Source organism: Pseudodesulfovibrio senegalensis, from assembly GCF_008830225.1.
GTDB classification, from domain to species: domain Bacteria; phylum Desulfobacterota; class Desulfovibrionia; order Desulfovibrionales; family Desulfovibrionaceae; genus Pseudodesulfovibrio; species Pseudodesulfovibrio senegalensis.
In genome coordinates this window covers 1,091,001-1,117,951 of sequence record NZ_WAIE01000001.1, presented here as the reverse complement: position 1 = coordinate 1,117,951, position 26,951 = coordinate 1,091,001, and the positions used below count along the sequence as shown (strand labels likewise).

The 26,951-nt window shown below is 54.1% G+C and carries 31 protein-coding genes and 1 tRNA gene; 17 read left to right on the top strand and 15 right to left on the bottom strand.

Annotated features, from left to right (window positions below):
* The 7 genes from F8A88_RS05240 to F8A88_RS05210 form a co-directional block, all read right to left on the bottom strand.
* Complete coding sequence (locus F8A88_RS05240; protein ID WP_151150273.1) at positions 1 to 876, bottom strand: DUF1385 domain-containing protein; 876 nt, start codon at positions 874 to 876, stop codon at positions 1 to 3.
* Between the two features lie 244 nt (positions 877 to 1,120).
* A complete protein-coding gene (gene rpmE / locus F8A88_RS05235) occupies positions 1,121 to 1,348 on the bottom strand; it encodes a 50S ribosomal protein L31 (protein ID WP_151150016.1) in 228 nt (75 codons plus the stop codon).
* 157 nt (positions 1,349 to 1,505) lie between these two features.
* Positions 1,506 to 1,823 (bottom strand): TusE/DsrC/DsvC family sulfur relay protein, encoded by a 318-nt coding sequence (locus F8A88_RS05230; RefSeq protein ID WP_151150015.1) that lies wholly within the window; start codon positions 1,821 to 1,823, stop codon positions 1,506 to 1,508.
* A gap of 220 nt (positions 1,824 to 2,043) precedes the next feature.
* A complete protein-coding gene (locus tag F8A88_RS05225; RefSeq protein WP_151150014.1) occupies positions 2,044 to 3,765 on the bottom strand; it encodes a YcaO-like family protein in 1,722 nt (573 codons plus the stop codon).
* Position 3,766: 1 nt separating this feature from the next.
* Positions 3,767 to 4,486, bottom strand: a complete 720-nt coding sequence (locus tag F8A88_RS05220) for a class I SAM-dependent methyltransferase (RefSeq protein ID WP_151150013.1) — start codon at positions 4,484 to 4,486, stop codon at positions 3,767 to 3,769.
* Between the two features lie 38 nt (positions 4,487 to 4,524).
* The gene (locus F8A88_RS05215) at positions 4,525 to 5,232 is read right to left on the bottom strand and encodes a TIM44-like domain-containing protein (protein WP_151150012.1); all 708 of its coding nucleotides are present in this window, start codon (positions 5,230 to 5,232) and stop codon (positions 4,525 to 4,527) included.
* Positions 5,233 to 5,266: 34 nt separating this feature from the next.
* On the bottom strand, positions 5,267 to 5,665 hold the full coding sequence (locus F8A88_RS05210; protein ID WP_151150011.1) for a response regulator: 399 nt from the start codon (positions 5,663 to 5,665) through the stop codon (positions 5,267 to 5,269).
* Positions 5,666 to 5,847: 182 nt separating this feature from the next.
* Between F8A88_RS05210 and F8A88_RS05205 the strand changes: the two genes are divergently transcribed.
* From F8A88_RS05205 to F8A88_RS05190, 4 genes are all read left to right on the top strand, one after another.
* Positions 5,848 to 6,171, top strand: coding sequence for an SHOCT domain-containing protein (locus F8A88_RS05205; RefSeq protein WP_151150010.1), 324 nt, complete (start codon positions 5,848 to 5,850; stop codon positions 6,169 to 6,171).
* Between the two features lie 2 nt (positions 6,172 to 6,173).
* Positions 6,174 to 6,944, top strand: a complete 771-nt coding sequence (locus tag F8A88_RS05200) for an HD domain-containing protein (protein WP_151150009.1) — start codon at positions 6,174 to 6,176, stop codon at positions 6,942 to 6,944.
* Positions 6,945 to 6,997: 53 nt separating this feature from the next.
* Positions 6,998 to 8,098 (top strand): response regulator, encoded by a 1,101-nt coding sequence (locus tag F8A88_RS05195; RefSeq protein WP_151150008.1) that lies wholly within the window; start codon positions 6,998 to 7,000, stop codon positions 8,096 to 8,098.
* 156 nt (positions 8,099 to 8,254) lie between these two features.
* Complete coding sequence (locus tag F8A88_RS05190) at positions 8,255 to 9,163, top strand: NAD(P)/FAD-dependent oxidoreductase (protein WP_151150007.1); 909 nt, start codon at positions 8,255 to 8,257, stop codon at positions 9,161 to 9,163.
* Here the strand turns inward: F8A88_RS05190 and F8A88_RS05185 are convergent.
* Positions 9,150 to 9,797, bottom strand: coding sequence for a PilZ domain-containing protein (locus tag F8A88_RS05185; protein ID WP_161598342.1), 648 nt, complete (start codon positions 9,795 to 9,797; stop codon positions 9,150 to 9,152). The two genes, F8A88_RS05190 and F8A88_RS05185, sit on opposite strands and share 14 nt — an antisense overlap.
* A gap of 77 nt (positions 9,798 to 9,874) precedes the next feature.
* Between F8A88_RS05185 and F8A88_RS05180 the strand changes: the two genes are divergently transcribed.
* Complete coding sequence (locus F8A88_RS05180) at positions 9,875 to 10,156, top strand: potassium:proton antiporter (RefSeq protein ID WP_161598341.1); 282 nt, start codon at positions 9,875 to 9,877, stop codon at positions 10,154 to 10,156.
* On the opposite strand, the gene F8A88_RS05175 is transcribed toward F8A88_RS05180, so the two are convergent.
* Positions 10,143 to 11,291, bottom strand: coding sequence for a YibE/F family protein (locus tag F8A88_RS05175; RefSeq protein WP_151150004.1), 1,149 nt, complete (start codon positions 11,289 to 11,291; stop codon positions 10,143 to 10,145). The two genes, F8A88_RS05180 and F8A88_RS05175, sit on opposite strands and share 14 nt — an antisense overlap.
* 70 nt (positions 11,292 to 11,361) lie before the next feature.
* Entirely contained in the window at positions 11,362 to 12,831 is a 1,470-nt protein-coding gene (locus F8A88_RS05170) for an alkaline phosphatase (protein WP_241667347.1), read from the bottom strand.
* Positions 12,832 to 13,123: 292 nt separating this feature from the next.
* Between F8A88_RS05170 and F8A88_RS05165 the strand changes: the two genes are divergently transcribed.
* Positions 13,124 to 13,200, top strand: a tRNA-Val gene (locus F8A88_RS05165).
* Between the two features lie 79 nt (positions 13,201 to 13,279).
* Here F8A88_RS05165 and F8A88_RS05160 read toward each other — a convergent pair.
* From F8A88_RS05160 to F8A88_RS05145, 4 genes are all read right to left on the bottom strand, one after another.
* The gene (locus F8A88_RS05160; protein WP_151150002.1) at positions 13,280 to 13,657 is read right to left on the bottom strand and encodes a phage GP46 family protein; all 378 of its coding nucleotides are present in this window, start codon (positions 13,655 to 13,657) and stop codon (positions 13,280 to 13,282) included.
* Positions 13,654 to 14,148, bottom strand: coding sequence for a hypothetical protein (locus F8A88_RS05155; protein WP_151150001.1), 495 nt, complete (start codon positions 14,146 to 14,148; stop codon positions 13,654 to 13,656). The genes F8A88_RS05160 and F8A88_RS05155 overlap by 4 nt, the downstream gene beginning before the upstream one ends.
* Positions 14,149 to 14,203: 55 nt before the next feature.
* Complete coding sequence (locus F8A88_RS05150) at positions 14,204 to 14,497, bottom strand: hypothetical protein (RefSeq protein ID WP_151150000.1); 294 nt, start codon at positions 14,495 to 14,497, stop codon at positions 14,204 to 14,206.
* Between the two features lie 268 nt (positions 14,498 to 14,765).
* On the bottom strand, positions 14,766 to 15,332 hold the full coding sequence (locus tag F8A88_RS05145) for a hypothetical protein (RefSeq protein ID WP_151149999.1): 567 nt from the start codon (positions 15,330 to 15,332) through the stop codon (positions 14,766 to 14,768).
* Positions 15,333 to 15,510: 178 nt separating this feature from the next.
* Between F8A88_RS05145 and F8A88_RS05140 the strand changes: the two genes are divergently transcribed.
* The 11 genes from F8A88_RS05140 (at position 15,511) to rfbD (ending at position 24,418) form a co-directional block, all read left to right on the top strand.
* Entirely contained in the window at positions 15,511 to 17,238 is a 1,728-nt protein-coding gene (locus F8A88_RS05140; RefSeq protein WP_151149998.1) for an aldehyde ferredoxin oxidoreductase family protein, read from the top strand.
* Positions 17,239 to 17,391: 153 nt separating this feature from the next.
* Positions 17,392 to 17,619, top strand: a complete 228-nt coding sequence (locus F8A88_RS05135; RefSeq protein ID WP_151149997.1) for a MoaD/ThiS family protein — start codon at positions 17,392 to 17,394, stop codon at positions 17,617 to 17,619.
* Positions 17,619 to 18,452, top strand: a complete 834-nt coding sequence (locus tag F8A88_RS05130) for a HesA/MoeB/ThiF family protein (RefSeq protein WP_151149996.1) — start codon at positions 17,619 to 17,621, stop codon at positions 18,450 to 18,452. The genes F8A88_RS05135 and F8A88_RS05130 overlap by 1 nt, the downstream gene beginning before the upstream one ends.
* Positions 18,453 to 18,561: 109 nt before the next feature.
* Entirely contained in the window at positions 18,562 to 18,969 is a 408-nt protein-coding gene (locus F8A88_RS05125) for a winged helix-turn-helix domain-containing protein (RefSeq protein WP_151149995.1), read from the top strand.
* 28 nt (positions 18,970 to 18,997) lie between these two features.
* Positions 18,998 to 19,816, top strand: a complete 819-nt coding sequence (locus tag F8A88_RS05120) for an ABC transporter substrate-binding protein (protein WP_421958075.1) — start codon at positions 18,998 to 19,000, stop codon at positions 19,814 to 19,816.
* A 61-nt stretch (positions 19,817 to 19,877) separates the two neighbouring features.
* Positions 19,878 to 20,570, top strand: a complete 693-nt coding sequence (locus F8A88_RS05115) for an ABC transporter permease (protein WP_151149993.1) — start codon at positions 19,878 to 19,880, stop codon at positions 20,568 to 20,570.
* Positions 20,567 to 21,244: an ABC transporter ATP-binding protein gene (locus F8A88_RS05110; RefSeq protein ID WP_151149992.1), complete on the top strand. Its 678-nt coding sequence runs from the start codon at positions 20,567 to 20,569 to the stop codon at positions 21,242 to 21,244. The genes F8A88_RS05115 and F8A88_RS05110 overlap by 4 nt, the downstream gene beginning before the upstream one ends.
* Positions 21,241 to 21,954, top strand: a complete 714-nt coding sequence (locus F8A88_RS05105) for a molybdopterin-guanine dinucleotide biosynthesis protein MobB (RefSeq protein ID WP_241667346.1) — start codon at positions 21,241 to 21,243, stop codon at positions 21,952 to 21,954. Before F8A88_RS05110 ends, F8A88_RS05105 begins: the two co-directional genes overlap by 4 nt.
* Positions 21,955 to 21,994: 40 nt before the next feature.
* Positions 21,995 to 22,438 (top strand): tRNA (cytidine(34)-2'-O)-methyltransferase, encoded by a 444-nt coding sequence (locus F8A88_RS05100; protein ID WP_151149991.1) that lies wholly within the window; start codon positions 21,995 to 21,997, stop codon positions 22,436 to 22,438.
* A 94-nt stretch (positions 22,439 to 22,532) separates the two neighbouring features.
* Entirely contained in the window at positions 22,533 to 23,552 is a 1,020-nt protein-coding gene (gene rfbB / locus F8A88_RS05095; protein WP_151149990.1) for a dTDP-glucose 4,6-dehydratase, read from the top strand.
* Complete coding sequence (gene rfbD / locus F8A88_RS05090; protein ID WP_151149989.1) at positions 23,549 to 24,418, top strand: dTDP-4-dehydrorhamnose reductase; 870 nt, start codon at positions 23,549 to 23,551, stop codon at positions 24,416 to 24,418. Before rfbB ends, rfbD begins: the two co-directional genes overlap by 4 nt.
* On the opposite strand, the gene F8A88_RS05085 is transcribed toward rfbD, so the two are convergent.
* Positions 24,411 to 26,924, bottom strand: a complete 2,514-nt coding sequence (locus F8A88_RS05085) for a cyclic nucleotide-binding domain-containing protein (protein WP_151149988.1) — start codon at positions 26,922 to 26,924, stop codon at positions 24,411 to 24,413. The two genes, rfbD and F8A88_RS05085, sit on opposite strands and share 8 nt — an antisense overlap.
* Between the last annotated feature and the right edge of the window lie 27 nt (positions 26,925 to 26,951).

The window sequence follows — 26,951 nt, the reverse complement described above, 5'->3', positions numbered from 1 at the left end:
CTATTTCTCCTCGGCTTGTACTGCGCACTGCAAGGCGGCAATGGCAACCTCGATCTGCTCGTCGTCAGGCTCCTTGGTAGTGAGCATCTGCATCATGAGACCGGGCCAGCACAGGGCCTTGCACAATATGTTCTTGTTGAACTTTCCAGAAAACTTGATCAATTCGTAGGCAACGTTGCTCACCGGAACCATAAGCAAAAGTTTCACGGCCACAATATACAGATGCTTGAAAACAAACTGTTCCGGGCTGTAAAACGTCAGCAGCCAAGGTACCAGAAAGGCGTACAAAAGAATACTGACGGCCAAAACGAACAACAAAAATGCCGTGCCGCAACGGGGGTGCAGGCGGCTGTAACCGCGTGCCGATGCCGGGGCAAGATCACGCCCCTCCTCGTAGGTCCATATGACCTTATGCTCGGCCCCATGGTACTGAAACACACGCCGAATGTCCGGGATAAGCGAGATGGCGGCAATGTACCCGATGAAGACAACCATCTTGAACACACCGTCCCAAACATGAAAGCTGAGCGATTCGACGTCGCCGCCGTAGCCGAGCCACTCCATGCACACGGATATGAAATGGGGCAGGACCACAAAAAGGCCCAAAGCGGCTGCCACGGCAAACAGCAGGGTCAGGAAAAGATGGAAATTGGTCAGTTCACCCGCCTCCTCATCCTCTTCCACCGCCACCGAGGCGGAATAGTTCAACGCCTTGATGCCGTTGACCATAGTTTCCATAAGCACAGGGAATCCCCGCAAAAACGGCTTACGGAAAAGCTTCCATGAAGAGAATGTGAACCAGGGGCGGACTTCCACGGAAATCTCGCCATCAGGCTTGCGGACTGCAATGGCAAGGCTGTTGCGGGCACGCATCATGACGCCCTCGATTACGGCCTGACCACCAACCGCCTGGGGAGCGGCTGCAAAAAGAATATTTCGGATTTTCAAAGAGGTATCCTCGGTTCGGGCGGCTCACACCGCCTGGGATTTGACGTTCAATGAGGTCGTGACAACCGAAATAGTTAACGATTGTCCCCCAAAAGTAAACCCAAATCCGGCAAAACAATGTGCCCCTGCCGCAACCCGGCAGAGGCACACTGGTTCGGATAAACCGAAATACCTACTTGGCGGCGTCTTTGTTCTGCTCGAACTTAGCGTACTTCTTGCGGAAACGGTCAATACGACCGGCGGTGTCAACAAAGCGCTGCTTGCCGGTGTAGAACGGGTGGCAGTTAGAGCAAATTTCAACATGGACGTCTTCGCCCTTGGTGCTCTTCAGCGTGGTTTCATAACCGCAGTTGCAACGAACGGTTGCATCAAAAAGCTTGGGATGAATATCTTTTTTCATGACGATCTCCTGTCATATTAATTGCGTTGAACTCGGCCTTATACTGAGAATGCCCACGCATAGCAAGCAAAAACATGACATACCCCGAAAAAAAGACACGCCATGAAAAAAAGGCGGAAGCATGCGCTTCCGCCTTTTTGAATGCAACGGATGCGAATTAGACGCAGCCGGTGGGCTTGGGCAGGCCAGCCATCTTACAGGCTCCCTTGCCGGGTCCGGACGGGAACAGCTCGTAGATCTGCTTCAGCTTGAAGCCGGTGACCTTGGAAAGGATGCGCACCATCGGTGCGATGCCGTTCTTCTTGTAGTAGTCCTGCAGGAAATCGATGACCTTCTGATGATCGTCGGTCATTTCCTTGATGCCTTCGGTGTCCTTGATGTAATCGACCCACTCGGGAGTCCAGTCCTCGAAGCGCTGCAGGAAGCCGTCTTCATCAACCTCGAACGATTTGCCCTTAAATTCGACAACAGCCATTTCATTCCTCCTGTTACGGAATACGGAATCAATTGTTTTTGCGGTTTCAAAAATGAAACCAGCCATATCCAAATAAAACAGCTATCCGCTGTTTATATGCATAGCCTGCGTTCAGTGATGAACGTGATTTATTTTCATATGTCTTCACACGATATTTGTCAACTCTTGACCGCCCCCCGCCAGCCCCAATCGGCCACGCATGATCATCTAAACCTTTGAATCATATCAACTCTTCAAGATGATCACGTGCATACTGCAATTCCGGATTCAAACCGAGCGCGGCCTCAAGATAATCACGCGCCTGTTCCGAATGGCCCATCAATTTATGACAAAGCCCAAGATTGGCGAGGTCTTCAGGCGACCCACTGTCGATGGCAAGCGCGGCCTCGAAGTCCTCGGCTGCCACCTGATACTCTCCGGCCTTGAACCGGGCAACACCCCGAAGGTTGAAATACTCCTTCACCTCGTCGTCATGGGCAATGGCCTTGTCCAAATGGGGGACCATCTCATCCCAACGCTCTTCAAGGGACATGGCATAGGCCGCATAAAAGGCGGCCAAAGCGCGCTCCTGCGGCGCGGGCTGCAGGGGTTCGGCCACTTCGAACATGATGGCCGCAAAACCTGGATCCTGCATGCGCAATGCTAGGAGACCACGAAAAAACGGCAGAAAATGAGCATCTGGATACAACGTCTCCAAAACGTCAAGACCGTGATCCGCCTCGTCGATCGGCGCATCCTCCGCAAGCATGCACCCCACGAACATGCCCAGACTTGCATGGGGTGTGCGCTCCCGAAAATCAAACCCGGGAACAAAGCCATAGTTTGCGGTAACGCCGAGGTCGGGATGCGTTGTATCCACACCATATGCCGTGAAGCCCATGGCCTTGAGCCCCGCGGCCATATGCCGAAGCTCCACAAGGATATCGTTGTCTTCTACTGTCGGCAACGAATCCAGCGATATGATCGGACCATCCTCAAGCCAACCAACCTGATCCAACGAAGTGAACTTGGGTAACCCCGAAGCTTCGTATACCCGACTGGTTTCAAAATCGCCGGCAAGCTGGGCCACTTCCGTCAGCGCACGCACAGCCGCCTTCAGCGGTGAAGCCGCAGTACCGGCAGTGAATACGATCTCGCTGAGAGCCGGAAAGGTTTTCTCGTCATAGGCCAGAGCGCCTACAGTGGGAACGGGAAAACCGAGGCTGAAATCCTTGAGTATGATGGTAATGCCGTTATTACGGTATCGCTGTACGAGATCGCGAAACACAGGATCATCACACGAATCCAAATCAATGGTCGGCAATTCCATGCGTTCCCTATCAATCCGGCAGCACACATGGCGTTCGACCAACTCGCTCAGCCCCTGCCCCAGGGATTCCTCAAACGTATTCCCTGCGGAAGAACCGTTGAACTCATTGAGTTTCTTGAACCAATCCAGAGGCACATACTCCACGGATTCGGTTGCAAGATTCAATGCAGGATGGAATTTCCAGGCAACCAGGTCCAGGACAGCGACGGCCTGTTCCTCAGTCAGCTCCTCGCCTACGGATTGCAACATCCGCTCGACACCGATCACCGTTCCGGGCCATCGCTGTTGCGCCTCACTCCAGGTCAATTCCTCAAAATTGGAATCGTCTTCCCAGAAAGTGAAAAAGCTGAAACGCTCAACCAGTTCCATCAAGGCCGAAGCTTCGGCTTGATCTGGGGAGGCCCCCTTGCCCATCTGTTTGCGGGTAGGCATTACCTGCGCGGCCTGTGGGCCACAAGTACTCACGAAAACAGGGATGCCGAGCCTGCCGGTATCAACCCTCTCGGTCTCGGCAAGCACGCCCCGGCACTTGGCTGCCATAAGCTTCTTGACGCGGGCTACGGTTTCCGCGGGAGCGAAGGCCTTATCCTGATCCTTTGTATATGCCTTGGGGCAGGCTTGAAGCGTGATCATTCTACCCTCGACGCATACGATAGAAATTAACGACCTGCCCTTCTCCGGATTCTCCATCGGAAAAATCGAATTGCTTGCGCATAAAAACGAATTTTTCGCTTGCCGCCCTGAAGAACTCCTGTGCCTGACGTTTCTTGTCCATGGCCAGCAACACTTCCGCTTCAGGACCTTCGGCAAGATGCTTGTCCACAAATCCGGCGACTTTTTTATATGTGCTTTCGTTGTAGAGAACTTCACATCCGATTATGTAGCCAAAACGAACATCAAGAGAATCCTTGGTAAAATCGGCCTTGACTATGGTCACCTTGTCGGCAACATCGTTCGCAAGGGCGTTGATGCGGGCAAAAAGCAAGGCATCATCTTCAATGTCCGTCACAGTCACGGCATGCCCCATCTTGGCAGCCACAACACCAATAACGGCAACGCCGGCACCGAGCTCGAGAACCGAATCAACATCGGCCAGCTTTGCATGCTGCAGGTACAGACCGAGAAAAAGACAGGAAGGCCATATCTTGGCCCAAAGCGGCAGCTCCACTGTTTTCCCCGGCTTGGCCTTGGCCACCAGTTTGTCAATATATGCAGGCATGTCCTTGATCTGCAGAATCTTCAACTTCAACTCGCCAATGGACACTTCCTCAAAAATCACTTCACCAAATTTGGCACGGGCCACCTCAAGGAGTTCATCCATGGGGCGTTCCAGATCGTAACCGACTTCAGGCAACGTCTTCCTCCAATATAATGAAATTGCGCAGGGATGCGCTATTGATCAACCGTATTCATGGCATCCAGAGTCCATAGTGCTCCGGGAGTATGATCCGGCCTGTAAAATTCCCAGACTTCCCGTTTTACCGCCTGCCTGTCACCCGTTTCCCCAAAGCGAAGCTGTGCATCGAAGAACACGGAAACCCTGGTTGTACCGTCCTGCTGCTGCAAATCCGCAATCCGGGCTTCCAGCAACATGACTTTGGTCCGATCGCTTTGCGCCAAATCCTTGTTGCGCTGCAACTCGTCAAGCAAGGCAGAATCCAGAAAGCCAGCCACGGAATCCCAGTCTCCAGAATCCGCAGCTTCCATAAAACGATGATAAAAAAGCTTGGCGCCTTCGAGGAACTCTGCCTCATCAAAATCGGAAGAACCGCTTTTGGGCGTGCGGACGGAAGCCTGTTCTGCACCGTCGCCGGACAACATGTCCCAAGTGGCCCGGGCATTGTCATACCTGTCACGGGTCTGCTGCTCGCCAGCGTCATGATCCGTATCGGAATGCCTCTGTTCATTGTCCGGCCGATTCCAACGCCCGAATCGACGACGGAACATGCGCACCAGCAAAAAAATGATAAGGCCGAGCAAGAACATGTCCAGAAGGCTCGGAGTCTTGGCAGCTTCCCCTTGCGCATGGGCAGCAGGCGCAACCAAAGCAACAAAAAGCACAGCAAAAAAAATGGAACGAACAAATCTGGACGTATTCATGTTCACTTCACACCGTGGTAATATATTGAAAGAATTAATCAATCATATCAAGATCGCGAAGAATGGACAAAAGGGTGTCTATCTCGATGGGTTTGGGCAGGTAAGCACTGACCCCCCCCTTGTAGTACGCTTTGACCACTGTGGAGGGATCATTGAGAGCGGTAACCATGATAACCTTGGCTTCGGCCGAAGGCTTGATCCCACGCTCGGATTCGAGTTTGCGTATCTCATTGAGCGCCTGATGCCCGTTCATGTTCGGCATCATGATGTCGAGGCAAACGAGATCGTACGGTTTGCCCTCATCCAGAGCAGCCCTGAACGCCTGCACACACTCGACACCGTCGGTGGCCGTATCGCAGTGGCCGTAGTCGGACAACAGGGATGTCAGCAACTTGCGGCTTGTGAATTCATCTTCAACAATCAGGATTCTCATGGACACCCCTTGCAAACATTGTTCGTAGGTAACTCATAACAGGAACTCTCACAACCGACAAATAAGCCCCCATGCCGACATAACGACATGTTACGTGCCTTCACCCTGCAGGGTTGCAACCCGACATGATCACACGTAGAAACATGCCTTGAAACAAAACTGAACACACCGGACAAAAAATAATGCAAACAGCACTTATGAATATCGCTGCCGGCCTGCAGGAATTCTTCAGCCAACCACAATGGCGACTTTGGCCTTTCGGTCCAGGATACGGAGACACCCTGCTTCCCTCGCTGGCTCGGCTGCTTTTTGCGGCAGCCATACTGGGTGCCATCATGCTTTTCCTGCGCATACTTTTCGGCCCCGGCGGGATCTGGCGCGACAAGGAACTCGAAGCCGAAGCCGAAGCCGAACGAAAACAGGAACTGGCCGAGTTGGAACAAGAGTTCAGCGACGGCAAAATTTCCGAACTCGAATACAAACGCCGGAAAAAGGCTCTACGCTGAACATGTCCGAACTCCTGAAAAAACATGTCTCTGCATTCCTCAAATTTGCCAAGACGTTTGAATACGGCAGCATTGAAGACCAAGACAACATCCGCCTCAAAATCGATCACACCATGCGGGTGCTTGGCATTGCCCAGCGCATCTCCGCCTCTCTCGACCTGACGAAAACAGCGCGGGAAGCCGCCTGTCTGGCTGCACTGTATCATGACACCGGACGCTTTCCCCAATACGCACGGTACAAGACGTACAAAGACGGTAAATCCGAGAACCACGCACTGCTCGGTGTCAGGACCATTCGCCAAAACGGATTTCTCGCGGATGTACCGGAGACAATCCGCCGCCTTGTCTACGGAGCAGTAAGTCTGCACAATAAAAAGGACCTTCCGCCCCTCTCGCCACATCTGGGCACTGTCTGCCACATTGTTCGCGACAGTGACAAACTCGACATCATGCATGTACTTCTGGAGCATCTCGATCAGGAGAGGGTCAGCCCTGTCGTGGTCATGGGGGCGGCGCCGCACCCCGAAGAATATACAAAACAATTGCTGTCCGACGTCTGCAATCAACGCACGGGCGATTATTCACTTGTACACTGGACCAATGACTGCCGCCTGCTCATGGCAAGCTGGGCCTTTTCTCTCAATTTTCCTGAATCATATTCAATCCTTGACGAAAAGGATTATCTCGGACAGATTTTCAAGGGACTACCGGACGACCCTGAATGCAGGAATTTTAAAAAAATGGTCACAAACTATGCCCGATCCTGCTTATAATAAATGACCTCGAGGCGTTTATTACGCATGCTCAACAAAACAATGAAGCAATCATGAGCAAATCAAGTCACGCATACGGAGCATATAAACACGTTCTCATCATGACCAACGTGGAAGTTCATGCACGCCGCGACGCCGAAACCGTCAAGCAGTTCGGCGCCGAAATCGTGCAGACGTTCTCCAATGGTTCCGAAGGCATTGATTATCTTTCGGAATATCCTGTTGATTTGGTCCTGTGCGACAGTTCTCTTGACGATATGAGCGGTATTAAATTTACGCAAATCGTCCGCAAGAACATGAGCCGCAAACCGTTACCCATTGTCATGATCACGCTGGAAAACCGCAAGGAGCACGTTCTCGACGCGATTGCGGCCGGATGCATCGGGTACGTATTGCGCCCCTATTCGGTCAATACGTTCGAGCGTTATCTCATCCTCGCCAAAAAATTGGATAATTACCCGGAAATCGAAGAACTTGAGCTTCAGGAAGCCAAAGACATGGTCAGCCGGGGAGATTTCGATGACGCCATCGAAGCCTTTGAGGAGCTCATTTCCTATCAGGATGAAGCCCAGAAGTATTACGACATGGGCTGCACCTATCTGGTCCAAAAAAAATACGGCAAGGCCATTGTGGCCTTCAAGAAAGCTGTCAAGATCAATGATCTTTTTGCCGAAGCGTACAAAGGGCTCGCCGATGCCTACAAAGGGCGCGGCGACGATGATTCCTGCAAATACTTCCTCAAAAAGGCCGCTGACGTGTATGCGCAGTTCGACCGCCTTGAGGAAACCAAGGAAGTATTCATCGAGATTCTCAAATACGAATCGGATGTGCCCAATCCCTTCAACTCCCTCGGGGTCAAACTGCGCAAGCAGGGCGACTATCCGGGAGCGCTGCATGCCTACAAACAGGCCCTGCAACTGACGCCCCATGATGAAAACATCTATTACAACATGGGCAAGGCATACTATTTCATGGGGCACAAGAAGGAGGCCGCAGACAATGCCGACCTCGCACTGCGCCTGAACGCCAACTTCCCCGAAGCCCAAAAACTCTTTCAACGGGTGCACGGCCGACCATGGGCTCCGTCGGCAGGCAAAAAACCCCCCCCTCCCAGGACAGGTACGTCCACTTCCAAATCAGCCAAAGACGTCTGAATCCCTGTACTCCAAAATCCTCTGAAAAATGGCCCTGCTCGACTGCAGGGCTTCTTTTTTTTATGATCCCCCTCTACCCCTTTCCGTGAAAAATGTTTATCATATTGCACGCTACCCGTTATCCGCGCATAAACCGACAACCAACAGGATCACATCATGCAGAATCCCACTCCATACGATGTCGTCATTCTCGGTTCCGGGCCGGCCGGCATTCAGGCCGCCATCCACTCGGCGCGCAAAAAAGCCCGCACGCTCATGCTCGGACGAGTCACCAACAGCAGCCTGTACTGGGCACACGTAGAAAACTACTGCTGCATGTTCAAAATCAGCGGCGAGGAAATACTCAGAACCGGCCGGGAACAGGCCGCTGGATTCGGCGCGGAATTCATGGAACAGGATGTCCTTTCCATTTCCAAACAGGACGGCCTCTTTTCAATCGTTCCGGAAAATGACGAGGTCATCACGACAAAAAGCATTATCATCGCCATGGGGACCACCAGAAACAAACTGGGAGTTCCGGGAGAAAAACGCCTGCTTGGCAAAGGCGTCAGTTATTGCGTGGACTGCGATGCCGGATTCTACCGCAACGACATAGTGGCCGTTGCCGGTTGCGGCAGTGCCGCTGCAGGAGGAGCCTTGGCCCTGACCCAGTATGCCTCTGCCGTCCATCTTGTCTGCGACAAGTTGGATATAGCAGATGCCCTCAAACAACGCCTCAAGGAAAGCTCCGTAACCATCCACGAAGGCAGATCGATCACTGAAATCAAGGGAGAAAACGCTGTTCAGTCGATCAACATGGATGACGGTTCCAACATCGACGTGGCGGGCGTTTTCATTGAGTTGGGGGCCAAGGGGGTTCTCGAATTGGCCAGCGAACTGGGAATCGCTCTGGACGACAACATGCGGTACGTAACCGTAGACAGAAAAATGCAAACCAATGTGGAAGGCATATACGCGGCGGGAGACATAACCGGTCCACCGTTGCAAATGGCCAAGGCTGTGGGAGAAGGTTGCGTGGCGGGCGTCGAGGCTGCAGTGTTCGCCAAACGACTCAAACGTGATTGAGTGCTCCTCCGCGACACTGATCTTCCACGTATCGCGCGAGGGTATCGCGGACGGCCTCGCCATCGCGAATTGTCAACACCACATACACTGCACTGTCGGCCATGAATGACTTGAGCACCGAACACAAGGCGCTGTAGCGATTCTCCGGCTCGAAAACGTGAAAAGCCAAATGAACGTCCCGGTTTTGATCAAAAGCATCAAGACCGGGACCATCCTTTTCAAAACGTACACGAACGGCCCGGGGAGAAACGTCAACAACATGCCCTTTGTACTCGACCTGATCCAAAGTGATACGGGCCGGAAAACAACATGGGCAACGAGGCTCGTTTCGACGTTCCACAAAAACCTCTTCAAGAGGATAGGCAAGCGTAACGAGACTGTCGCCATTCAATGCGTCAAGGACAACGCGGGTCCTGTATCCCTTGAGAATACCTTCATGCACATACTTCAGCAACGCCGTGCTGTTTTCGCGCAACCGCGTTCTTGCGAGGGAAGACAACGGTGAATAAACGACTATGGATTCGCCCGGACGGATGTCGGTGACGACACCCAACAGGCGGTCGCCCAATGCCGCATATTGCATGAGCACCTTGTCTCCCACCGACAAAATCATGATTACTCCTTGCTTCTTCAAATCATGATATGACTCCAAACTTTTCAAGGCTATTATTGATGATGACTTTGCGGACGGACAATGCGATACTGCCATGCATGTTCTTGAAACTATGCATACTTTTCTGGTGCGGCTGTCTTGGCGCACTGGCGTGGCAGGGCGGCTGCCACCTGTTGGGGGCCGATGCATCCCTGACCGTGGCCGATGCGATCCAGCCTTTTCTGGACCTGAACAGCCTGACCCTTTTGCAACACATCCCTCTTGAATGGGCCGCAAAACTCACCTATGTGCTGGTCACGACCCAACTGGCCTTGGCCCTGTGGTGGATCGGTCTTTTCTTCTGCGTAACCGGAGCTCTCTTGAAAATCATTCGACGCTGACGACATCTCGACGCCGAGCATACAGCAACGCGCCGATCATGGCTGTGAACGGTCCCACTGTCACCAGCCCGAAGCTGCCCACCAATGTCTTGAGAATCTCCACGGCCACATAGATGAAGTTGAACGTATTGGCTAACGGAATCCCCTGTGCCATGAAGGCCATGAGCAGAGTGATGAACCCGCCCGAATAGGCCAGCAAAAGCGTGGTTGTCATGGTCCCAACAACCGCCCTGCCGACCCGGATTCCGGAACGGAACGCCTCGGCACGCGAAATATCGGGCTTTTTTTCGACCACTTCGTTCATGCTGGCCGCCACATCCATGGCCAAATCCATGACGGCACCAGATGAGGCGATAAACACCGCCGCAACATAAATATGCGTCAGGTTCAGATGCCCATAGCCGGAATACAAAAGGGTCTCGGCAAACGGCATGACCGCGCCATGCACGTGAAACTGCCCAGCAAAATATTCCGCCAGAAAACAACTTGTTGCCACGCCAAGCAAGGCACCCATAAAAGCGACCACTCCTGTCCGTGTGGGACCGGCCACCAGAAAAATCACCGAGGCAGTCAAAAATGCCACGATGCCAAGGGAAAGAAGAATGGGATTCATGCCCTGCAACAAAAGCGGCACCAACACCTTCCATATGGTCATCGCTGTAAAAAGAAAGGAAAGCAAAGCCTTGGCACCGGTCCACCCGCCGAACAACAGCAAAAGCCCGGAAAAAAGCAGCAGCAAAAACAACTCCAGATCAAGCCGATAATGGTCGGAGGGATTGACCAGCTCCACACCGCCATGCTGGTCCAGACTGATCACGGCCAAAGCCGTGTCCCCGGGTTTGAATATCTTGTCCCGGTCCATCTGGCCCAGCAACTGGTTGTAGCCGTCAAAACGCTGTCCGGCAAAAGGACCGTCCAGTATTTCCATGGTCACATCCTGTTCGCCCTTCTGGATCATGCCGAATATCTGCACGTTGGCATTGTCCACGGAGAGAATCTTGGCCTTGCTGCGAATGGAATCCTGCCGGACATGGCCTTCGAACCCCGAAGGAACAAAATACAAAATCCCGGTGAGAAAACAAAAAAAGATGACGAGAAACCTGTCACGATTTCGTGCGGTGCGTTGTTCTGACATGATGCCCCTGATGAAAAACGGGCGAAGCAGCATCAGCCGCTCCGCCCGGTAGTTATGCGTTTTTGACGTCTTATTTGGCCGCGTACACCCTGGGAGCGATGCCCATGGCGCTCATGACCTTCTTGGCCACGTCGGTATTGTCATAATAGCCGTTGAATGCTTCGGACCCCACACCGATGGCGGAGGTGGAAACCGGGACGCCGGTATGCTTGTAGGAAGTCCAGGCAAGACCGGCCTTGTTGTTCAGAATGTGAGTCAGGGAAACGGTCAGCGGTTCATATTCACCATAGAGCAAATACGTTTCACTGTCCTTGGAACCTTCCTTGTCGCCCCTCATGGAGCGGTCAAAGGAAGCCTTGACCATTTCTACCTCATACGGAGCCAGCACCAGAGGATCCGCCTTGGCGTCACCTTCGAACTTCAGGCCGAAATTGGCGGTGATGATCGGCTTCATCGCGTTGAAGGAAGCATTGGCACCATTGTCTGCCTTGAACTTCTTGATGATTTCGTCCGAGAACTTCTGGAAGGAGGTTTTCTGGGCATTGAGCAGCTTGAAGTTGGAGGAATACTTGGTTCCGGCAAAACCGAGGGTCAGACCGCCGCATTCGTGGTCGCCGGTGACGATGATCAGGGTTTCATCAGGATGCTTCTTGTAGAAATCCATGGCCACCTTGACCGAATCGTCAAAGGAGCGGGTGTTAATCAGGGACGCGGTGGCGTCGTTGGCATGACATGCCCAGTCAATCTTGCCGCCTTCGACCATCAGGAAAAAGCCCTTGTCGTTGTCCAGCATTTCAATGGCCTTGCCGGTAAATTCAGGCAGGGTGATGTCCTTGTCGGTCATGTCCATGACATACGGCATGGCCTTGCCGTCCTGCAGCCATTCGTTCCAGGCCAACACCTTGCCGTCGCCGGGTTTCAGCGCCATGAAATCACGCTTGTTGTTGATGATCCTGTAGCCGTTGTCCTTGGCCATTTTCAGGGCATCGCCCAGAGGTTTCTTGGACTTCTTTCCTGCCGGATCCTTCAAACCGCCGCCGCCAAAAAAGTCAAAACCGCTGTTGGCCAGCGCACAATCAATCTCATGATACATCTTGCGGGTCTTCACGTGAGCATAGAAAGCGGCCGGGGTGGCATGGTCAATGGAAACGCTGGAAACGATGCCGACCTTCTTGCCCTGCTCCTTGGCCATTTCAGCAACGGTCTTGACCGCCTTGAAATTCGGGTCCACGCCAATATAGTTGATATTGGTCTTCTGGCCCGAGGCAAGCGCCGTGGCAGAAGCCGCGGACCCGGTGATGAAACGGTCGTTGGCGTAGGTCGTGGTAATGCCCTGTGCAGGCATGGTGTCGATGAGCAGTTTCTTGCCGGTGAACTGCTCGGCTGCGGTGCGCTGGGGGATGCCCATGCCGTCGCCGATGAAGAAAAAGACATACTTCGCGCCTTTTGCGGCCCGGGCATCAATGCTGCCGGAAATCATGACAGCAGCCATAATCAGAATGGCAATGAATGATTTCATTGTCTTGTTGCCGATAATCATCAATTCAACCTCCATAAAAACGGTTTGAAACATCTTTTTGTAGTGAGGTTGAAGTAACAATGCAGTGTTACAAAATAACGCGCTAATGTATCGTCTTTGTTACACATCTCCACTGAAACTGAAACAAATTGAATCCGGGATTATCAAAGGGTCATGCATGGAAACACAGACATGCCCCCCTTTGATCAAAAAGGGCCAAACCGAATGAAAACCGAAAAAACAAAAACATGACCGACAACTTAAAAAAGCTCTTGCCAACCACCACGCCAACGTATATAAACCACCTCCTGTTGGGCGATTAGCTCAGTTGGTTAGAGCGCCATCTTCACACGGTGGAAGTCACAAGTTCAAATCTTGTATCGCCCACCACCCAGCACACAAAACCCCGGCCTTGGCCGGGGTTTCTTTTTGGAAAAATTTCGCACCATGCGACGTCCGAAAACGTCATCTACACTCGATTCACGTCTGTTGCCAATCCACGCCCGGCAAAATTTCCCCACGCATTTGCCTGATGCATTTCATCACATCCGGTCCTTTTCGTCCGTCCCACCTGCTGCCGGATGACCTCGCGCGAGAGGGTCCAGAGTTTGGAACCGAGCCTGTCCTCACTGCCCGCGATACGCGGCAGCAGATAATCGCCCCAGTAGCCGCGCCTCGCTGGCAGCTCGTCGCCGCCCTCGGCCAGCCGGTTGGAAAAAACGGACATGATGGTCAGCGAGGTCTGGCGTTGCTGCTCGGTGCCGGACAGTTGAATCCGCCCGGTGTCCGGATCGCGCACCAGATCGAAACCGCAGCCGTCGGCATTCTGCTCGATGCGTGCTATCATGCCGCCACCTCCTGCGAGATGGGGTTATGAAAATGGGAATGGGAGGGAAAGCGGGAGGCTAAAAGGGAGAGGTGCCGCCGCCACCCGGAAACACCGGAGGTTGCAGCATGATATATACAAACACAAAAAGGAAAAACAGAGGCAGAACGCTGGCAAGCGTCACCCGCCAGCGGACAGGTTTCCAAAACGCACAGGCTAAACCGGCCAAGGCAACGGGGATTCCCCACCATGCCACAGACTCGGGACCAACTCTGGTCCACCAAAAAATAAAGAGCATGGTTCCGGCCAGTAAAGCCAAATATATTCGAGCACAAATGATCTTCATAGCTATATTTCATAACTGATTGCCTCCCAACCTTCAATCTTTTCAGGAAGCGCATACACATAAAAATCGCCGCCCACGCCATGGCACTCGCGGGAAATACGGACTCCGGGTCGCGCACCAGATCGAAGCCGCAGCCGCCGGCATTCTGCTCGATGCGTGCTATCATGCCGCCACCTCCTGCGAGATGGGGTTATGGGAATGGGAATGGAAGGGAAAGAGGTTTACCGGCTGCCAAAGAAGCGCATGGCCAGAAACATTGCCACCAGATAACCGGGATAATTGGCTGGAAACAATCCGTAAAAAAACATTCCCAACAAATTCTTTTTTGTTGGTTTGCGACACACGACCAAGACCGACCAAAAGAAAATGGCATACGCAGCGATCATAAAGGATACGACAAAGGGGTGCGTATGGCATGCAATGTTTATGGAGTCGGACAAATTGATGCCGTTTGCCAACCAAGGAACAGGTAAAAGCGCTGTAACAAACAACAGGCTTGTAACAACAACCTTCATGGGGAGTTTCTGCGCGTTTTTCAAAAAGATTTGGTCTGACATTCCTATATGCAACACTCAATACCTATAAGCTTTTCACTGCGAGGTGGGGTGTTTTTCATAAGCATACCCCTTAAAGCTGTCAACGGGACAGGGAAGCGCATGGACATGCCCTGCCCGCCGGACCAATCCGTTATGTCCTTGGCGGCCACGACCCGGCCGAGGTCGGGGTTTCTTTTTGGAAAAAATTCGCACCATGCGACGTCCGAAAACGTCGTCTACACTCGATTCACGTCTGTTGCCAATCCACGCCCAGCAAGACCTCACCACGCATTTGCCCGATTCTTTCCAGCACACCCGGTCCTTTATCGTCCGTACTCCCCACTGCATCCTGCAACAGCTCCAGAGCCAATTCCGCTTCAACAAACACGCCGTGCCCCAATGCCAAGCGCACCAATTCCGGTACCACCACGTTGAAAGCCTTGATTGTTATCCGGCCCTTGCCTGCATCAACCACATCCATTGAATGGTTGCTGATATCGCTCCGAAATCCGCCCACCGGGCTGTTGCGCCCCATGGCAATGCCTACCAGCCCCGGCATGGCACCGGCCAAAGCGATCATGTCTCCATCGGCAACCATGATCGTGTCCAAAGAATCCACCGGACTGGAATTATGAAACACCGTCCGCACAACGGTCTCCAGATACTGGGCGTCCATCCCCAGCTGCTTGGTAAGAATATCAGCGAGACTTTCGCCGATACGACAGGGAATCGCCATCCCCTTTTGCGCACAAGCAGACCACCGGGCAACCACAGCGGGACGTAACGGCAACTCGATTCGAATCATTTCAGACATGTCCTTCCTCCTCGCAAGGACATACCACTTTCCTGACCTTGAGGCATTATGCCTGACACAGCACAATGGTTTGTTTTTTTTGACATTTTTTTCTTCAAGGATGTATAGTTAATAGTATGTGATTACTTGAACGAGTAATCTATCGAAATATCAAACAAACACAACAGGTGAGGTAGGCATGAGAATTTTGCGCATCAATACCCGAACCCGGGAATATTCTTTTGAAGACATGGGGCAATACGCCAACCTCGGCGGACGCGCCCTGACTTCACGGCTCATCAACACGGAAGTTCCGGCAAACTGCCATCCGCTGAGCGCGGAAAACAAGCTCGTCATTGCCGGCGGCATTCTGGCAGGCTCCACCGCAGCCAACTCCGGCAGAGTCTCCGTGGGTGCAAAATCCCCGCTGACCGGCGGCATCAAGGAATCCAATTCCGGCGGTCTGTTTGCCCACAAAATGCCCAAACTCAACCTGCTGGCCATCGTCTTTGAAGACAAACCCGAAGCCGATGCACCCTTCTGCACGGTCTTCATTTCCGGCGACAAGGTGGAATTCAAGGACGCTTCCAATATCGTGGGCATGGACAACTACCCTGCCCACGACAAGCTGCTGGACGAATACGGCGACAAACTCATTGCCGCCCTTGTCGGCCCTGTGGGCGAAAAATGCGGCAAGACCGCAACAATCCAGTTCACGGACCCGTACAAACGCCCGGCCCGCTCCGCAGGTCGCGGCGGCATGGGTGCGGTGCTGGGCTCCAAAAAGGTCAAGGCAATCGTACTTGATCCCGAAGCCAACGAGCCGTACAAGCCGGTCGACGCCGAAGCGTTCAAGACCGCACGCAAGGAATGGGTGGGCATCCTCAAAAACCACCCTGTCACCAGCCAGGGCCTGCCCGGATTCGGCACCGCCGTTCTGGTCAACGTGATCAACGAAGCCGGGGCACTGCCCACCAAGAACTTCCGTTACGGTCAATGCGACCACGCAGCCGACATTTCCGGCGAGAAAATCGCCGAACTCATTGAAGCACGCGGCGGCAAGGTCAAGGAAGGCTGTCATACCGGTTGCGTCATCCAGTGCTCCCAGCAGTACAACGACAAAAACGGTGAATACCTGACCTCGGGTTTCGAATACGAAACCATCTGGGCACTCGGCGCCAACTCCATGATCAAGGACATCGACGCCATTGCCACCATGGACCGCATCTGTGATGAAAAAGGCATGGATACAATCGAAATCGGCAACTCGGTCGCCATTGCAATGGAAGGCGGAATCATTCCGTGGGGGGATGGCCAAGCCGCCATCGACCTGCTGCAAAAATGCGGATCCGAAGACCATCTGGGCCGCATCATCGCCAACGGCGTGGACTTCTGCGGCGGAGCATTTGGCGTGGACCGCCTGCCCACCTGCAAAGGCCAATCCCTACCTGCATACGACCCGCGCGCGGTCAAGGGCGTTGGCGTAACGTACGCCACCACCCCCATGGGCGGCGACCACACCGCAGGCTACGGCGTGTGCCAGAACGTGCTCAAGGTCGGCGGCGACGTGGACGGCCTTGGCAAGGAAGGCAACGTGGAGACCTCCAAGAACCTGCAAATCGCCACGGCCTCCATCGACGCCCTGGGCATGTGCCTGTTCGTGGCCTTTGCTGTTCTGGATGCGGAAAACGGAGCACAGATCATGGCTGATCTCGTGACCGCGCAAACCGGAAAACCCTTCAGCGTGGACGACTTCCTGGCCCTTGGCGTCAACTGCCTCAAGGACGAGCTGGACTTCAACAAACGCGCCGGATTCACCAAGACCGACGACCAGCTCCCGCGCTTCTTCTCCACCGAAAAACTGCCGCCGCACAATGTGGTCTGGGATTTCTCGGTCGAAGAACTGCAGGCCGCCAAGGTAGAATAATCGAACAACACCATTGCGGGCCGTTCTGCATACTGCAGTGCGGCCCGCTTGTTGTGCGGCAGCACATGCCGACGATGCCACAACCTGTATCCAGAAGTCGTATGCGATACGACTTGATTGCGTATCATCCACAAAAAGCGCTATTGTCACCCCATGAAAATCATCGTGAAATGCTTTGCCACGCTGGCCCCTCACCTGCCTGAAAATTCAGATGATTTCCCTATCAATAAGGGAGAAACCGTTGCGGAAGTCGCCCAAAGGATCGGCATCGATCCCGACGAGATCAACCTGATCTTCGTCAACAGCGCCCGCGCCTATCTGGACACTGAACTGCAGGATGGTGACAGGCTCGGCCTTTTCCCGGCAGTGGGTGGCGGCTGATGGACGCGCACGCACAACTGGACGGGCTGATCCAAAAATTATCAAACGACACGAATTCCGACTCTCGTGAACTCGTGCCGGAATCTGTTATGCACATTGCCGGACAAACCGGCCTGCAGGGGTGGCAGATCGAAGCCCGCAGTCTGGAACTCGGCATCACGCCTTCGCGCTACAAACGCAACGCTCAGGCCATGGATGCCACCGGCCAGACGCAACTGCTCAACTCCCGCGTGGCTGTTGTCGGGTTGGGCGGTCTCGGCGGCATTGCCGTGGAAACGCTGGCCCGTGCAGGTGTCGGACGGATTCGTGCGGCGGACCATGATTCTTTCGAGCCAAGCAACCTGAACCGTCAGGCTCTGGCCACCATGGACACACTGTCCATGACCAAAGCCGAGACCGCGCGCCGACGACTTTCCGCCATCAACCCTTCAGTGGCGTTCGAGGCTCTTGCACAACAACTGACGAATGAATCACTGGATGACTTTCTCCGCGACGCGGATGTCGTTATTGACGCCCTTGGCGGATTGGAGATGCGCCTGCCGTTGGAACAGGCCGCAGCGAGAAACAACATCCCCATGGTCAGCGGCGCACTCGCCGGATGGACCGGATACGTTGCCGTTGTCATGCCGGGACAATCCGGCCCCGCACATTTCATGGGAACGGACAATGCCGCCGAGGAGTGGTTGGGGTGCCCGGTCACGACAGTAAACGTCATCAGCTCGATCATGATCCATGAATGCATACGGTTGCTGTGCACGGGGAAAAGCCCGCTCTCGGGCCGCATGCTCATTGTCGATCTCAACACATTGACACAGGAAATCGTCACTATCTAACGCCTATGGTTTTCCTCCATGGCCGGGCATTGGTGCGCGTGTACACGGAAAAGCTGTCGAAACGGACATAATACTTCAACAGGAACGACAAAGACGCTACGGGGGTATCATGAAGAAAACACTCTGCAACTCTGTTCCGCACGACAAGGCAGCCCTCCGCTTGCGCGTCTGGATTGAGCGTGAAAACAACCTGTATATCGGCATCGGCAGCACCTTGCTGCTGCAAAAGCTGGACAAACTCGGGTCCCTCAAACGTGCCTCCGAAGAGCTTGGCATGTCCTACAGACGGGCATGGGGCAAACTCAAGAAAATCGAGCAACGCATGGGCTTTCCTTTAGTCGAAAAACGCAAAGGAGAAGGCCAGCGGTTCACCCTCACGACTCAGGGCCGCGAAATCATGGATAAATTTTTGTATTTTTATTTGGATATCGAACAATACGCCCTTGAGCGTGCCCGCGACATTCTGAACATGGATGTCGTCAAATGCAGTGAATTCTATGTCGACGACATGGAATAAAACAACCATAAACAATCTGGAGGATGTCTTGAAAAAACTTCTGTGCGCTTTCGCGCTGATGCTGCTGCTGTCGGTTCCTGCCCATGCCGCAGAAACCATGATGCTGGCCACCACCACCAGCACCGCCAACACCGGCCTGCTTGATGAACTCATCGTTCCCCAATTCGCCAAGGATACGGGAATCGAAATCAAATTCGTGGCCGTGGGCACGGGCAAGGCTCTGAAAATGGCCGAAAACTGCGACGTTGACGCGGTGCTGGTTCATGCACCGGCCGCCGAACAGAAATACGTGGACGCCGGCGTGCTCATCGACCGCACCCAGTTGATGTACAACGACTTCGTCATCATCGGCCCGGCAGCAGACCCGGCAAAGATCACGGGGAAAACCGTTGCTCAGGCGCTGAAGGCCATTGCGGACTCGAAGTCCGTGTTTGCCAGCCGCGGCGACAATTCCGGCACCAATAAAAAGGAAATCTCACTTTGGAAAGAAGCTGAAATGGCCGTTCCCGATGCCCAGGAGTGGTATGTCCAGACCGGACAGGGCATGATCTCCACCATAAACATCGCAGCGGAAAAAAACGCCTACACCATGACCGACCGCGGCACCTACATCAAATATGAGGCCAACCACAACGGCAACGCTCCGCTAAAAATTCTGGTGGAAGGCGAAAAAACCCTTTTCAACCAGTACAGCGCTCTGGCCGTAAATCCCGAAAAGTGCCCCAAAGTCAAATACGAGCTGGCCACCAAGTTCATCAACTGGATGGCTTCTCCGGCCACCCAGAAGGCCATCGGCCAGTTCAAACTGCTGGGCAAGGTGCTCTTCACCCCCAACGCCGCCAAATAACGTAGCACGTACATGACAGGCGGGCCGGACAGGATTGTTCGGTCCGCTTACGGGAACATACATGGATTTTCTCCTGCACGGTTTTTTTCAGGCATTTCAACTGCTCTGGACCGGAGACCCGGAAACGTACTCCGCCATCGGCACCACGCTGGCGGTCTCCACCATGTCCATGGCCGCCAGCCTGCTGATCGGCATTCCCCTCGGTTTCGGACTTGGGGTCAACGACTTTGCGGGCAAAAAAGCCGTCCGCACACTGGTGGACACTCTGCTTTCCTTTCCCACGGTGGTCATCGGCCTGCTGGTCTATGCATTTCTCTCCCGCAAAGGCCCTTTGGGCGATTTCGGCCTGCTGTTCACCCTGCCCGGCGTTGCCGTGGGCCAGACTATTCTTGGATTGCCCATCATCGTGGCCCTGACAGCTACGGCCGTTGAAACGCTCGACAAACGGCTCAAGCCCACACTGACCACTCTTGGGGCCACCCCACGCCAAATGCTCTTCACCACGATATTGGAGGCACGCCACAGCCTGATGCTGGCGGCAATGGCCGCGTATGGCCGCATTGTCTCGGAAGTGGGCATTTCCATGATGGTCGGCGGCAATATCAAATGGCACACCCGCACGATCACCACGGCGATCGCCCTGGAAACGGGCAAGGGAGAATTTTCCGTAGGGATTGCGCTCGGATTGGTGCTCATGGCCGTGGCGCTCGCCGTCAATCTCGGCGTCGCCACACTGCGCAGGAGGGCCGCATGACCACCCATCCCCTCTGCGAAATCCGCGACATACGGCACTCGTTCGGTTCCCGCACGGTTCTCGACATCAAACATCTCAGTATCGAAGCCGGAGATATTCTGGGGATTTCCGGTCCCAACGGTTGCGGCAAATCCACCCTGCTGAACATGCTCGCCTTTCTGGAAAAGCCGGACAGCGGAAATGTGCTGTTCGAGGGCGTCCCCTACGGAATCACCCCAAATTCAGTGCATCGTAAAATCTGCCTGCTTGGTCAGGAACCCTACCTGCTCAAACGAAGCGTACGCGCCAATGTCGGCTACGGCCTGAAAGTGAGAAACGCAGACCAGACCGATGCGCGAATCCGCGAATCCCTGCGCATGGTCGGCCTGGATGAAGATGATTTTCTGCGCCGCATGTGGCACGAACTGTCCGGGGGCGAAGCGCAACGGGTCGCCCTTGCTGCCCGGCTGGCCCTGCGCCCCATGCTCCTCCTGCTGGACGAACCCACGGCCAACCTCGACGCGAAAAGTGCGCAGACCGTCCGCAACGCAGCAACGGAAATGAAAAACAGGCATGGCACCAGCCTTGTCATTGTCAGCCACGACATCAAATGGCTGCAATCCGTAAGCACCCATGTCATTTTCATGGAACGCGGCAGAATTGTTGAAACCACAAATCCTACAAACGAGGCATGAACATGCGGGCCATCTCCATTGTCGGACCAAAAAAATCCGGAAAAACAACTCTGGGACTGCAACTGATACATCAACTGCGCCAGCAGGGCCTGAGCGTGGCCGTCGCCAAATCCAGCCACCATGGATTCGATGGACAGGACACGGATACCGAACAATATGCACAAACGGGATGCGCTGTTCTCGGCATGGGGCCAGACGAAAGCTTTGTGCGCTGGCCCGAAAAGCGGGATTTGACTTCGCTGCTGCCACTCGTCGACGCGGACCTGCTGCTTGTGGAAGGCTGCAAGAAACTGCAATGGCTGCCGCGCATTCTGGTTCTGGACACGATCCCGGACGAAGGTCTTGACTGGCTCTCCCCGAAACTAGCCATCGCGGTCTTTGGCAAGGCCTCAATTCCCGGCGTACCCACAATATCATCAATACGGGAACTGGCCGACCTGATCCAGAAAAAGGCCTTTATGCTCCCCGGGCTGGACTGCGGCTCGTGCGGCAGGCCGGATTGCGGCGAGCTGGCCCGTGAAATCGTTGCCGGACAGGCCGATCCCGAAGACTGTGTCGCCCTTGATTCCCCGGTTCATGTGGAAATCAACGGCAGGCAACTGGGCATGAACACCTTCATGGGACGGCTGGTGGCTTCCACCATTCGCGGCCTGCTCCGCGAATTCAAGGGGTTCACCAACGGCGAGGCCGTAATCAAGCTGGACGTGTAGGCCCGGCAAGGCTATAGCTTGCCCTTTTGGAGCAATCATCATGCGAATTGTACTCTATCATCCTGAAATACCGCCCAATACGGGCAATATCGCCCGGCTTTGCGCGGCAACGAAAACTCCGCTGCATCTTATAGAGCCGCTGGGTTTCACCATTGACGACAAGCACCTCAAGCGCGCCGGCCTTGATTATTGGCCGCATGTAAACGTAACCGTACATTCCGACTGGCAGGACTTTGCACGGCACGAATATGGCCGCATCGTGCTGACCAGCGCCCGCACCGGGACCCGTTACTGCGATTTTTCCTTTCGGCAGGACGACTGCATTGTCATGGGCCCCGAAACAACGGGACTGCCCGCAACCATGACGGACCAGTATCCCGATGTCATCAACCTGCCCATCAAGGGACAGGTCCGCAGTCTCAACCTGTCCACGGCCACCGGTATCATGCTCTACGAAGGATTGCGGCAAACTGACGGTTTCTAGACATTCTCGCCTTGCCGGGAACCCCTCACACGGCTATATTGCCAGATATCGACAACACAGACGCTGCCTGCGCACGACAGGCCAAGGAAATTCAATGCGACTTCTGATAACCGGCGGCTGCGGATTCATCGGCACCAACTTTGTCCGGCTCATGCGCCAACGGCACCCGGATTGGACTCTGGTCAACCTGGACAAACTCACCTACGCGGGCAACCGAAACAACCTTGCCCGTCTTGAACAGGAAGACGACAAATACCATTTCGTCGAAGGCGACATCTGCGACCGACAGCTGGTTCAGTCGGTCCTTGAGGAGCACGACATCAAGGCCGTGGTAAACTTTGCCGCCGAATCCCATGTGGACAGGTCCATCAACGACCCTTCGCCATTCGTGACCACCAACGTGCAAGGCGCCCAAAACCTCATGGAATGTGCACGAATTCACGGCATCGAACGTTTCGTGCACGTTTCCACGGACGAGGTCTACGGCTCTCTTGGCTCCGAAGGAAAATTTTCGGAAACCACCCCGCTTGCTCCCAACAGCCCATATTCCGCCAGCAAGGCCGGGGCGGATCTCATGGCGCGGGCATACTTTGAAACATACGGACTGCCCATCCTCATCACGCGCTGCTCCAACAATTACGGTCCGTACCAGTTCCCGGAAAAACTCATTCCACTCATATTCCTGAACGCAAAAGCCGACAAGCCGTTGCCCGTATACGGGGACGGCCTCAACGTGCGCGACTGGATATACGTGGACGACCACTGCACAGGCGTGGAACTGACCCTGCTCAAGGGACGCGAGGGACAGGCCTACAACTTCGGCGGCAATGCCGAGGAAACCAACATCAATGTTGTCAAAACCATTCTACAGATACTCAACAAGCCCGAGTCCCTGATTTCGTATGTCACAGACCGTCCCGGCCACGACAGACGCTACGCCATGGACTACTCGCTGGCTCAGCGGGAACTGGGCTTCACCCCGTCGGTCAGTTTTGCGGACGGCATGGCCAAAACAATCGAATGGTATGAAAACAACGGCCCATGGCTTCAAGCCGTGCAGAACGGTTCATACCGTACGTTCATGAACGACTGGTACAAGGAGCGCAAGGCATGAACCTGAAAGGAGCCAAAGCCGTTGTCCTTGGCGGTAAAACAGGGCTGCTCGGCCAAGCCCTGACGAACGCGCTTCAAAATGAAGGAGCATCCGTTCAGCCGCTATCCAGCCAAGACGCCGATATGCTCGACCAGAACACCATGAACACCATCCTGGATCACGAACAACCGGATATCGTTTTCAACGCCGCAGCATACACGCAGGTTGATCTGGCAGAGGAAGAAGAAGAAAAGGCTTTTGCCCTCAATGCAACGGCCCCCGTACTCACCGCACGGCTTGTAGCGTCCCGGAACATACCCTTTGTGCATTTCAGTACGGATTTTGTGTTCAACGGAAGAAAGAATACCCCCTACCACGAAGAAGACCGGCCCAATGCAAAATCCGTATACGGAATCAGCAAGGCAGGCGGTGAAAAAAGCCTTCTCGAGTTCGGATATGACAAGACACTGATCGTCAGGATATCCTGGCTCTTCGGCCCCGGCAAAATGAATTTCGTGCAAAAGATACTGGAATTGGCAAAAGACAAAGACAGGCTGAACGTGGTCAGCGATCAAACAGGCTCCCCCTCATACACACCGGACGTAGCCGCCAGCACTCTTGAACTTGTCAAACGCGACCACTTCGGCATCGTACACGTAGCCAACTCCGGCATTGCCACCTGGTTCGACCTGGCCAGCGAGGCTGTTTCTCTTGCTGGACTGAAGTGCACGGTACAACCGATCAGCACCAGCGAATACCCCACAAAGGCAGTGCGCCCCCCCTACTCGGTGTTGGATTTAACTTCATTCTGTGAGATTACCGGACAGACCCCACGGCATTGGCGGCAGGCATTACAGGAATACATTACTGAACTGGAATCTACCTGAGTTCCTGTGCCTTTTTGTTTGCGGTCACCAGACGCTCAGACAAAACATTGACCAGATAGCGGTTGAAGGCTGTCGCCAGCACCGGTGCCTTCTTTTCCAGAAGAGCCAGTTTTTTCCTGTCCAGAAGATACAACACGCATCGCTCGGCCGCCTGAACCGTGGCGGATCGCGGCGCATTCGTATAAAAACCCATTTCCCCAAAAACTGCCCCCGGGCCGACCTTCTTGATGCGTTCGGGCTTGTGGTCCTCCGATTCAATGACAACGTTCAGCGTGCCCGATTCCACAAAATACATGGTATCTGAATAGTCCCCCTGCTCGATAACCACCTCGCCCTTATTTGCATGGACTTTGGTGAGCATCTTCATGAACAATGGAATATAGCGGGGCTCGGGAAAAACCGGGGCAAGAAGCTCATGCAATGACAGCTGATGCATGTCGGCATGGTTTTCCCCGTCAAGAATCTGGGTTTCACACCATTCAAGCGCATAATCCAGATTCATGAACAACTTGAAGGAACCTTCGACGTCATTGAGCACGTACCCCGACCGTTCCAGATGGTCGGCCAGTTCCAAGGGCGCATTGGTAAAAATAATGTTCACCTCATGCTCAAGGCCAAAATCACGAAGCATGGAGAATCCCAGATCAGTGGCAGAAGCAAAACCGGAAACAAGGGAAAAGTCGATAACGATATACTCCATGGGCAAGTGTTCCGAAGAATCCATTCGGGCCCGTATGCGATCAATAAGGTCGTAAATCGTTCCCAGGAAAACAAAGCCCTGTAGCCGCAAGATGTGAATATGATCCCCATACTCCTTGAGAATCCGCAACTGTGCCGGGGCACGGTCAACATTGCTCCTGTAATAGGCACCAGACAACTCGTTTTTGACGGCCGCGTTACGGCTGTTGCGGCTCACGGTCAACATCATGGCCGAAGCAACGCCTACACCAACACCGACCAGCATGCCAAACACCAATGAAGACACGAAAACGAAAAGGGCCAACCGCCTGTCGTCCCGACGGGTAAACGCCGTTGCGGTATCAAAAAGCCAGCTTTTTATCAGGCCTATCCCCACATAGATGAGCAACCCTTCGACCACGAAACGCGGAACCATGGACATAGCCTGCCCCGAATAAAAGAACAGTGCGGCCGCCACAACGGCAGCCACGGCCCCGGAGAGCCTGCCGCGTGCTCCCAATGCGAAATTGCCCAATGTCCGCCCATAAGAAATGGAAGCCGGCATTCCGCCAACAAGGCCGGCCAGCATCCCGCCGCCACCGACAACACCATATTCGTTATCCAGGTCCGCCCGAATATCACACTCGGCTTCAATTCGAGTGCTTCTGGCCATCATGCGCAGCAAGGTCAGCACCACCATGGCTCCAAGATACAGATTCTGCCGGGAAATGGCCTGCCAATCGATGCGTTCAATTACCTGCGGATCAAGCATGGCAACAAGATGGTCCAATCCTCCAAGCGAGGGCGAAAGCCCCGCCCCCAACATGGTGCCAACATGCGGAATATTCAAAAAATCGGCCGCATGCCCTATACCGACACCGACCATCAACAAGGCCAGCAGGACAAGCGTATTGCGAGTCCGATACAAAAATCCGAACAAAACCAAAGCAAACGCCGCACTTGGTATCCAATGCGAGTCACAACTCCCTTGGGCAACAAAACGCATCAGGGAATTGACAAAGACGAACTGATTGCTTTCAGGATTGGTTCCCACCGAAATCACGCTCCAAGCCCCGAGCAAGACCATTGCTCCCATGGCGCCGTACACGCCACCGAGAACCTGAGTTGGAATATAGCGCATCCAGCGCCCCGCTTTGAAGAGGCTCATGAGCCAGAGGCCGACCCCGGTAACAAAACCGGCAACAGCAACTGCGGCCGCAAGTGTGGGAAAAATCACATCCACTGGCTGAACACCGTCCATGGATCGATATATCGAACCAAGAAACAAAAACAGCAATGCAGCCAAAATGGCATCTGGACCGCCCGCGGCAAAGGGGATTCGACTCCTTGAGGCAACGACAAAGCCGACGACAGCCGTTGCCAGAAGTGCAGTACTGACAAGATACGGCATGAATCCGGGCAAATCGACCTGGGAAGAAGCAAAAACTCCATAAACAACAGCAAAGAAAAAGCCGGTCAGTCCAGTCACGCACCCGGCGTACACATTCTGAAAGATGCCTCCGGCAAGCAACATGGAGTGTTGCGTTGCAGGATCTGTGTCAACCGAAGCTCCCTCTCCGACGGAAGCGCCTCCCTCCTCCATCGTTGTTCCTTCCCATATCCGGGGTGGTGGGTTCACTTCTGCCAAATCGTCAAGAGCGACGTCATCCTCGGTTGGTTCGTCAACGACGGCAGAGGAAAAAGGACGATCACATTTACGGCAACGCTCATGGTTACCGTTCCCGGAATGAACCGTTCCGCAGGCCGGGCAAAGTATATCCGACTTTTCGCCCTCTGTGACCGAGACCGCATCATTGACATCGTCCATTGAGAGTTCATTTTGTGTAGTATCCGA

Bases quoted from the DNA above. Each gene is read 5' to 3' on its own strand.
- F8A88_RS05240 (WP_151150273.1), bottom strand. From the start codon at position 876: ATGATGCGTGCCCGCAACAGCCTTGCCATTGCAGTCCGCAAGCCTGAT.
- rpmE (WP_151150016.1), bottom strand. From the start codon at position 1,348: ATGAAAAAAGATATTCATCCCAAGCTTTTTGATGCAACCGTTCGTTGC.
- F8A88_RS05230 (WP_151150015.1), bottom strand. From the start codon at position 1,823: ATGGCTGTTGTCGAATTTAAGGGCAAATCGTTCGAGGTTGATGAAGAC.
- F8A88_RS05225 (WP_151150014.1), bottom strand. From the start codon at position 3,765: ATGATCACGCTTCAAGCCTGCCCCAAGGCATATACAAAGGATCAGGAT.
- F8A88_RS05215 (WP_151150012.1), bottom strand. From the start codon at position 5,232: ATGAATACGTCCAGATTTGTTCGTTCCATTTTTTTTGCTGTGCTTTTT.
- F8A88_RS05210 (WP_151150011.1), bottom strand. From the start codon at position 5,665: ATGAGAATCCTGATTGTTGAAGATGAATTCACAAGCCGCAAGTTGCTG.
- F8A88_RS05205 (WP_151150010.1), top strand. From the start codon at position 5,848: ATGCAAACAGCACTTATGAATATCGCTGCCGGCCTGCAGGAATTCTTC.
- F8A88_RS05200 (WP_151150009.1), top strand. From the start codon at position 6,174: ATGTCCGAACTCCTGAAAAAACATGTCTCTGCATTCCTCAAATTTGCC.
- F8A88_RS05195 (WP_151150008.1), top strand. From the start codon at position 6,998: ATGAGCAAATCAAGTCACGCATACGGAGCATATAAACACGTTCTCATC.
- F8A88_RS05190 (WP_151150007.1), top strand. From the start codon at position 8,255: ATGCAGAATCCCACTCCATACGATGTCGTCATTCTCGGTTCCGGGCCG.
- F8A88_RS05180 (WP_161598341.1), top strand. From the start codon at position 9,875: ATGTTCTTGAAACTATGCATACTTTTCTGGTGCGGCTGTCTTGGCGCA.
- F8A88_RS05175 (WP_151150004.1), bottom strand. From the start codon at position 11,291: ATGTCAGAACAACGCACCGCACGAAATCGTGACAGGTTTCTCGTCATC.
- F8A88_RS05170 (WP_241667347.1), bottom strand. From the start codon at position 12,831: ATGATTATCGGCAACAAGACAATGAAATCATTCATTGCCATTCTGATT.
- F8A88_RS05160 (WP_151150002.1), bottom strand. From the start codon at position 13,657: ATGATAGCACGCATCGAGCAGAATGCCGACGGCTGCGGTTTCGATCTG.
- F8A88_RS05155 (WP_151150001.1), bottom strand. From the start codon at position 14,148: ATGATAGCACGCATCGAGCAGAATGCCGGCGGCTGCGGCTTCGATCTG.
- F8A88_RS05150 (WP_151150000.1), bottom strand. From the start codon at position 14,497: ATGAAGGTTGTTGTTACAAGCCTGTTGTTTGTTACAGCGCTTTTACCT.
- F8A88_RS05145 (WP_151149999.1), bottom strand. From the start codon at position 15,332: ATGTCTGAAATGATTCGAATCGAGTTGCCGTTACGTCCCGCTGTGGTT.
- F8A88_RS05140 (WP_151149998.1), top strand. From the start codon at position 15,511: ATGAGAATTTTGCGCATCAATACCCGAACCCGGGAATATTCTTTTGAA.
- F8A88_RS05135 (WP_151149997.1), top strand. From the start codon at position 17,392: ATGAAAATCATCGTGAAATGCTTTGCCACGCTGGCCCCTCACCTGCCT.
- F8A88_RS05130 (WP_151149996.1), top strand. From the start codon at position 17,619: ATGGACGCGCACGCACAACTGGACGGGCTGATCCAAAAATTATCAAAC.
- F8A88_RS05125 (WP_151149995.1), top strand. From the start codon at position 18,562: ATGAAGAAAACACTCTGCAACTCTGTTCCGCACGACAAGGCAGCCCTC.
- F8A88_RS05115 (WP_151149993.1), top strand. From the start codon at position 19,878: ATGGATTTTCTCCTGCACGGTTTTTTTCAGGCATTTCAACTGCTCTGG.
- F8A88_RS05110 (WP_151149992.1), top strand. From the start codon at position 20,567: ATGACCACCCATCCCCTCTGCGAAATCCGCGACATACGGCACTCGTTC.
- F8A88_RS05105 (WP_241667346.1), top strand. From the start codon at position 21,241: ATGAACATGCGGGCCATCTCCATTGTCGGACCAAAAAAATCCGGAAAA.
- F8A88_RS05100 (WP_151149991.1), top strand. From the start codon at position 21,995: ATGCGAATTGTACTCTATCATCCTGAAATACCGCCCAATACGGGCAAT.
- rfbB (WP_151149990.1), top strand. From the start codon at position 22,533: ATGCGACTTCTGATAACCGGCGGCTGCGGATTCATCGGCACCAACTTT.
- rfbD (WP_151149989.1), top strand. From the start codon at position 23,549: ATGAACCTGAAAGGAGCCAAAGCCGTTGTCCTTGGCGGTAAAACAGGG.
- F8A88_RS05085 (WP_151149988.1), bottom strand. From the start codon at position 26,924: ATGGACGATGTCAATGATGCGGTCTCGGTCACAGAGGGCGAAAAGTCG.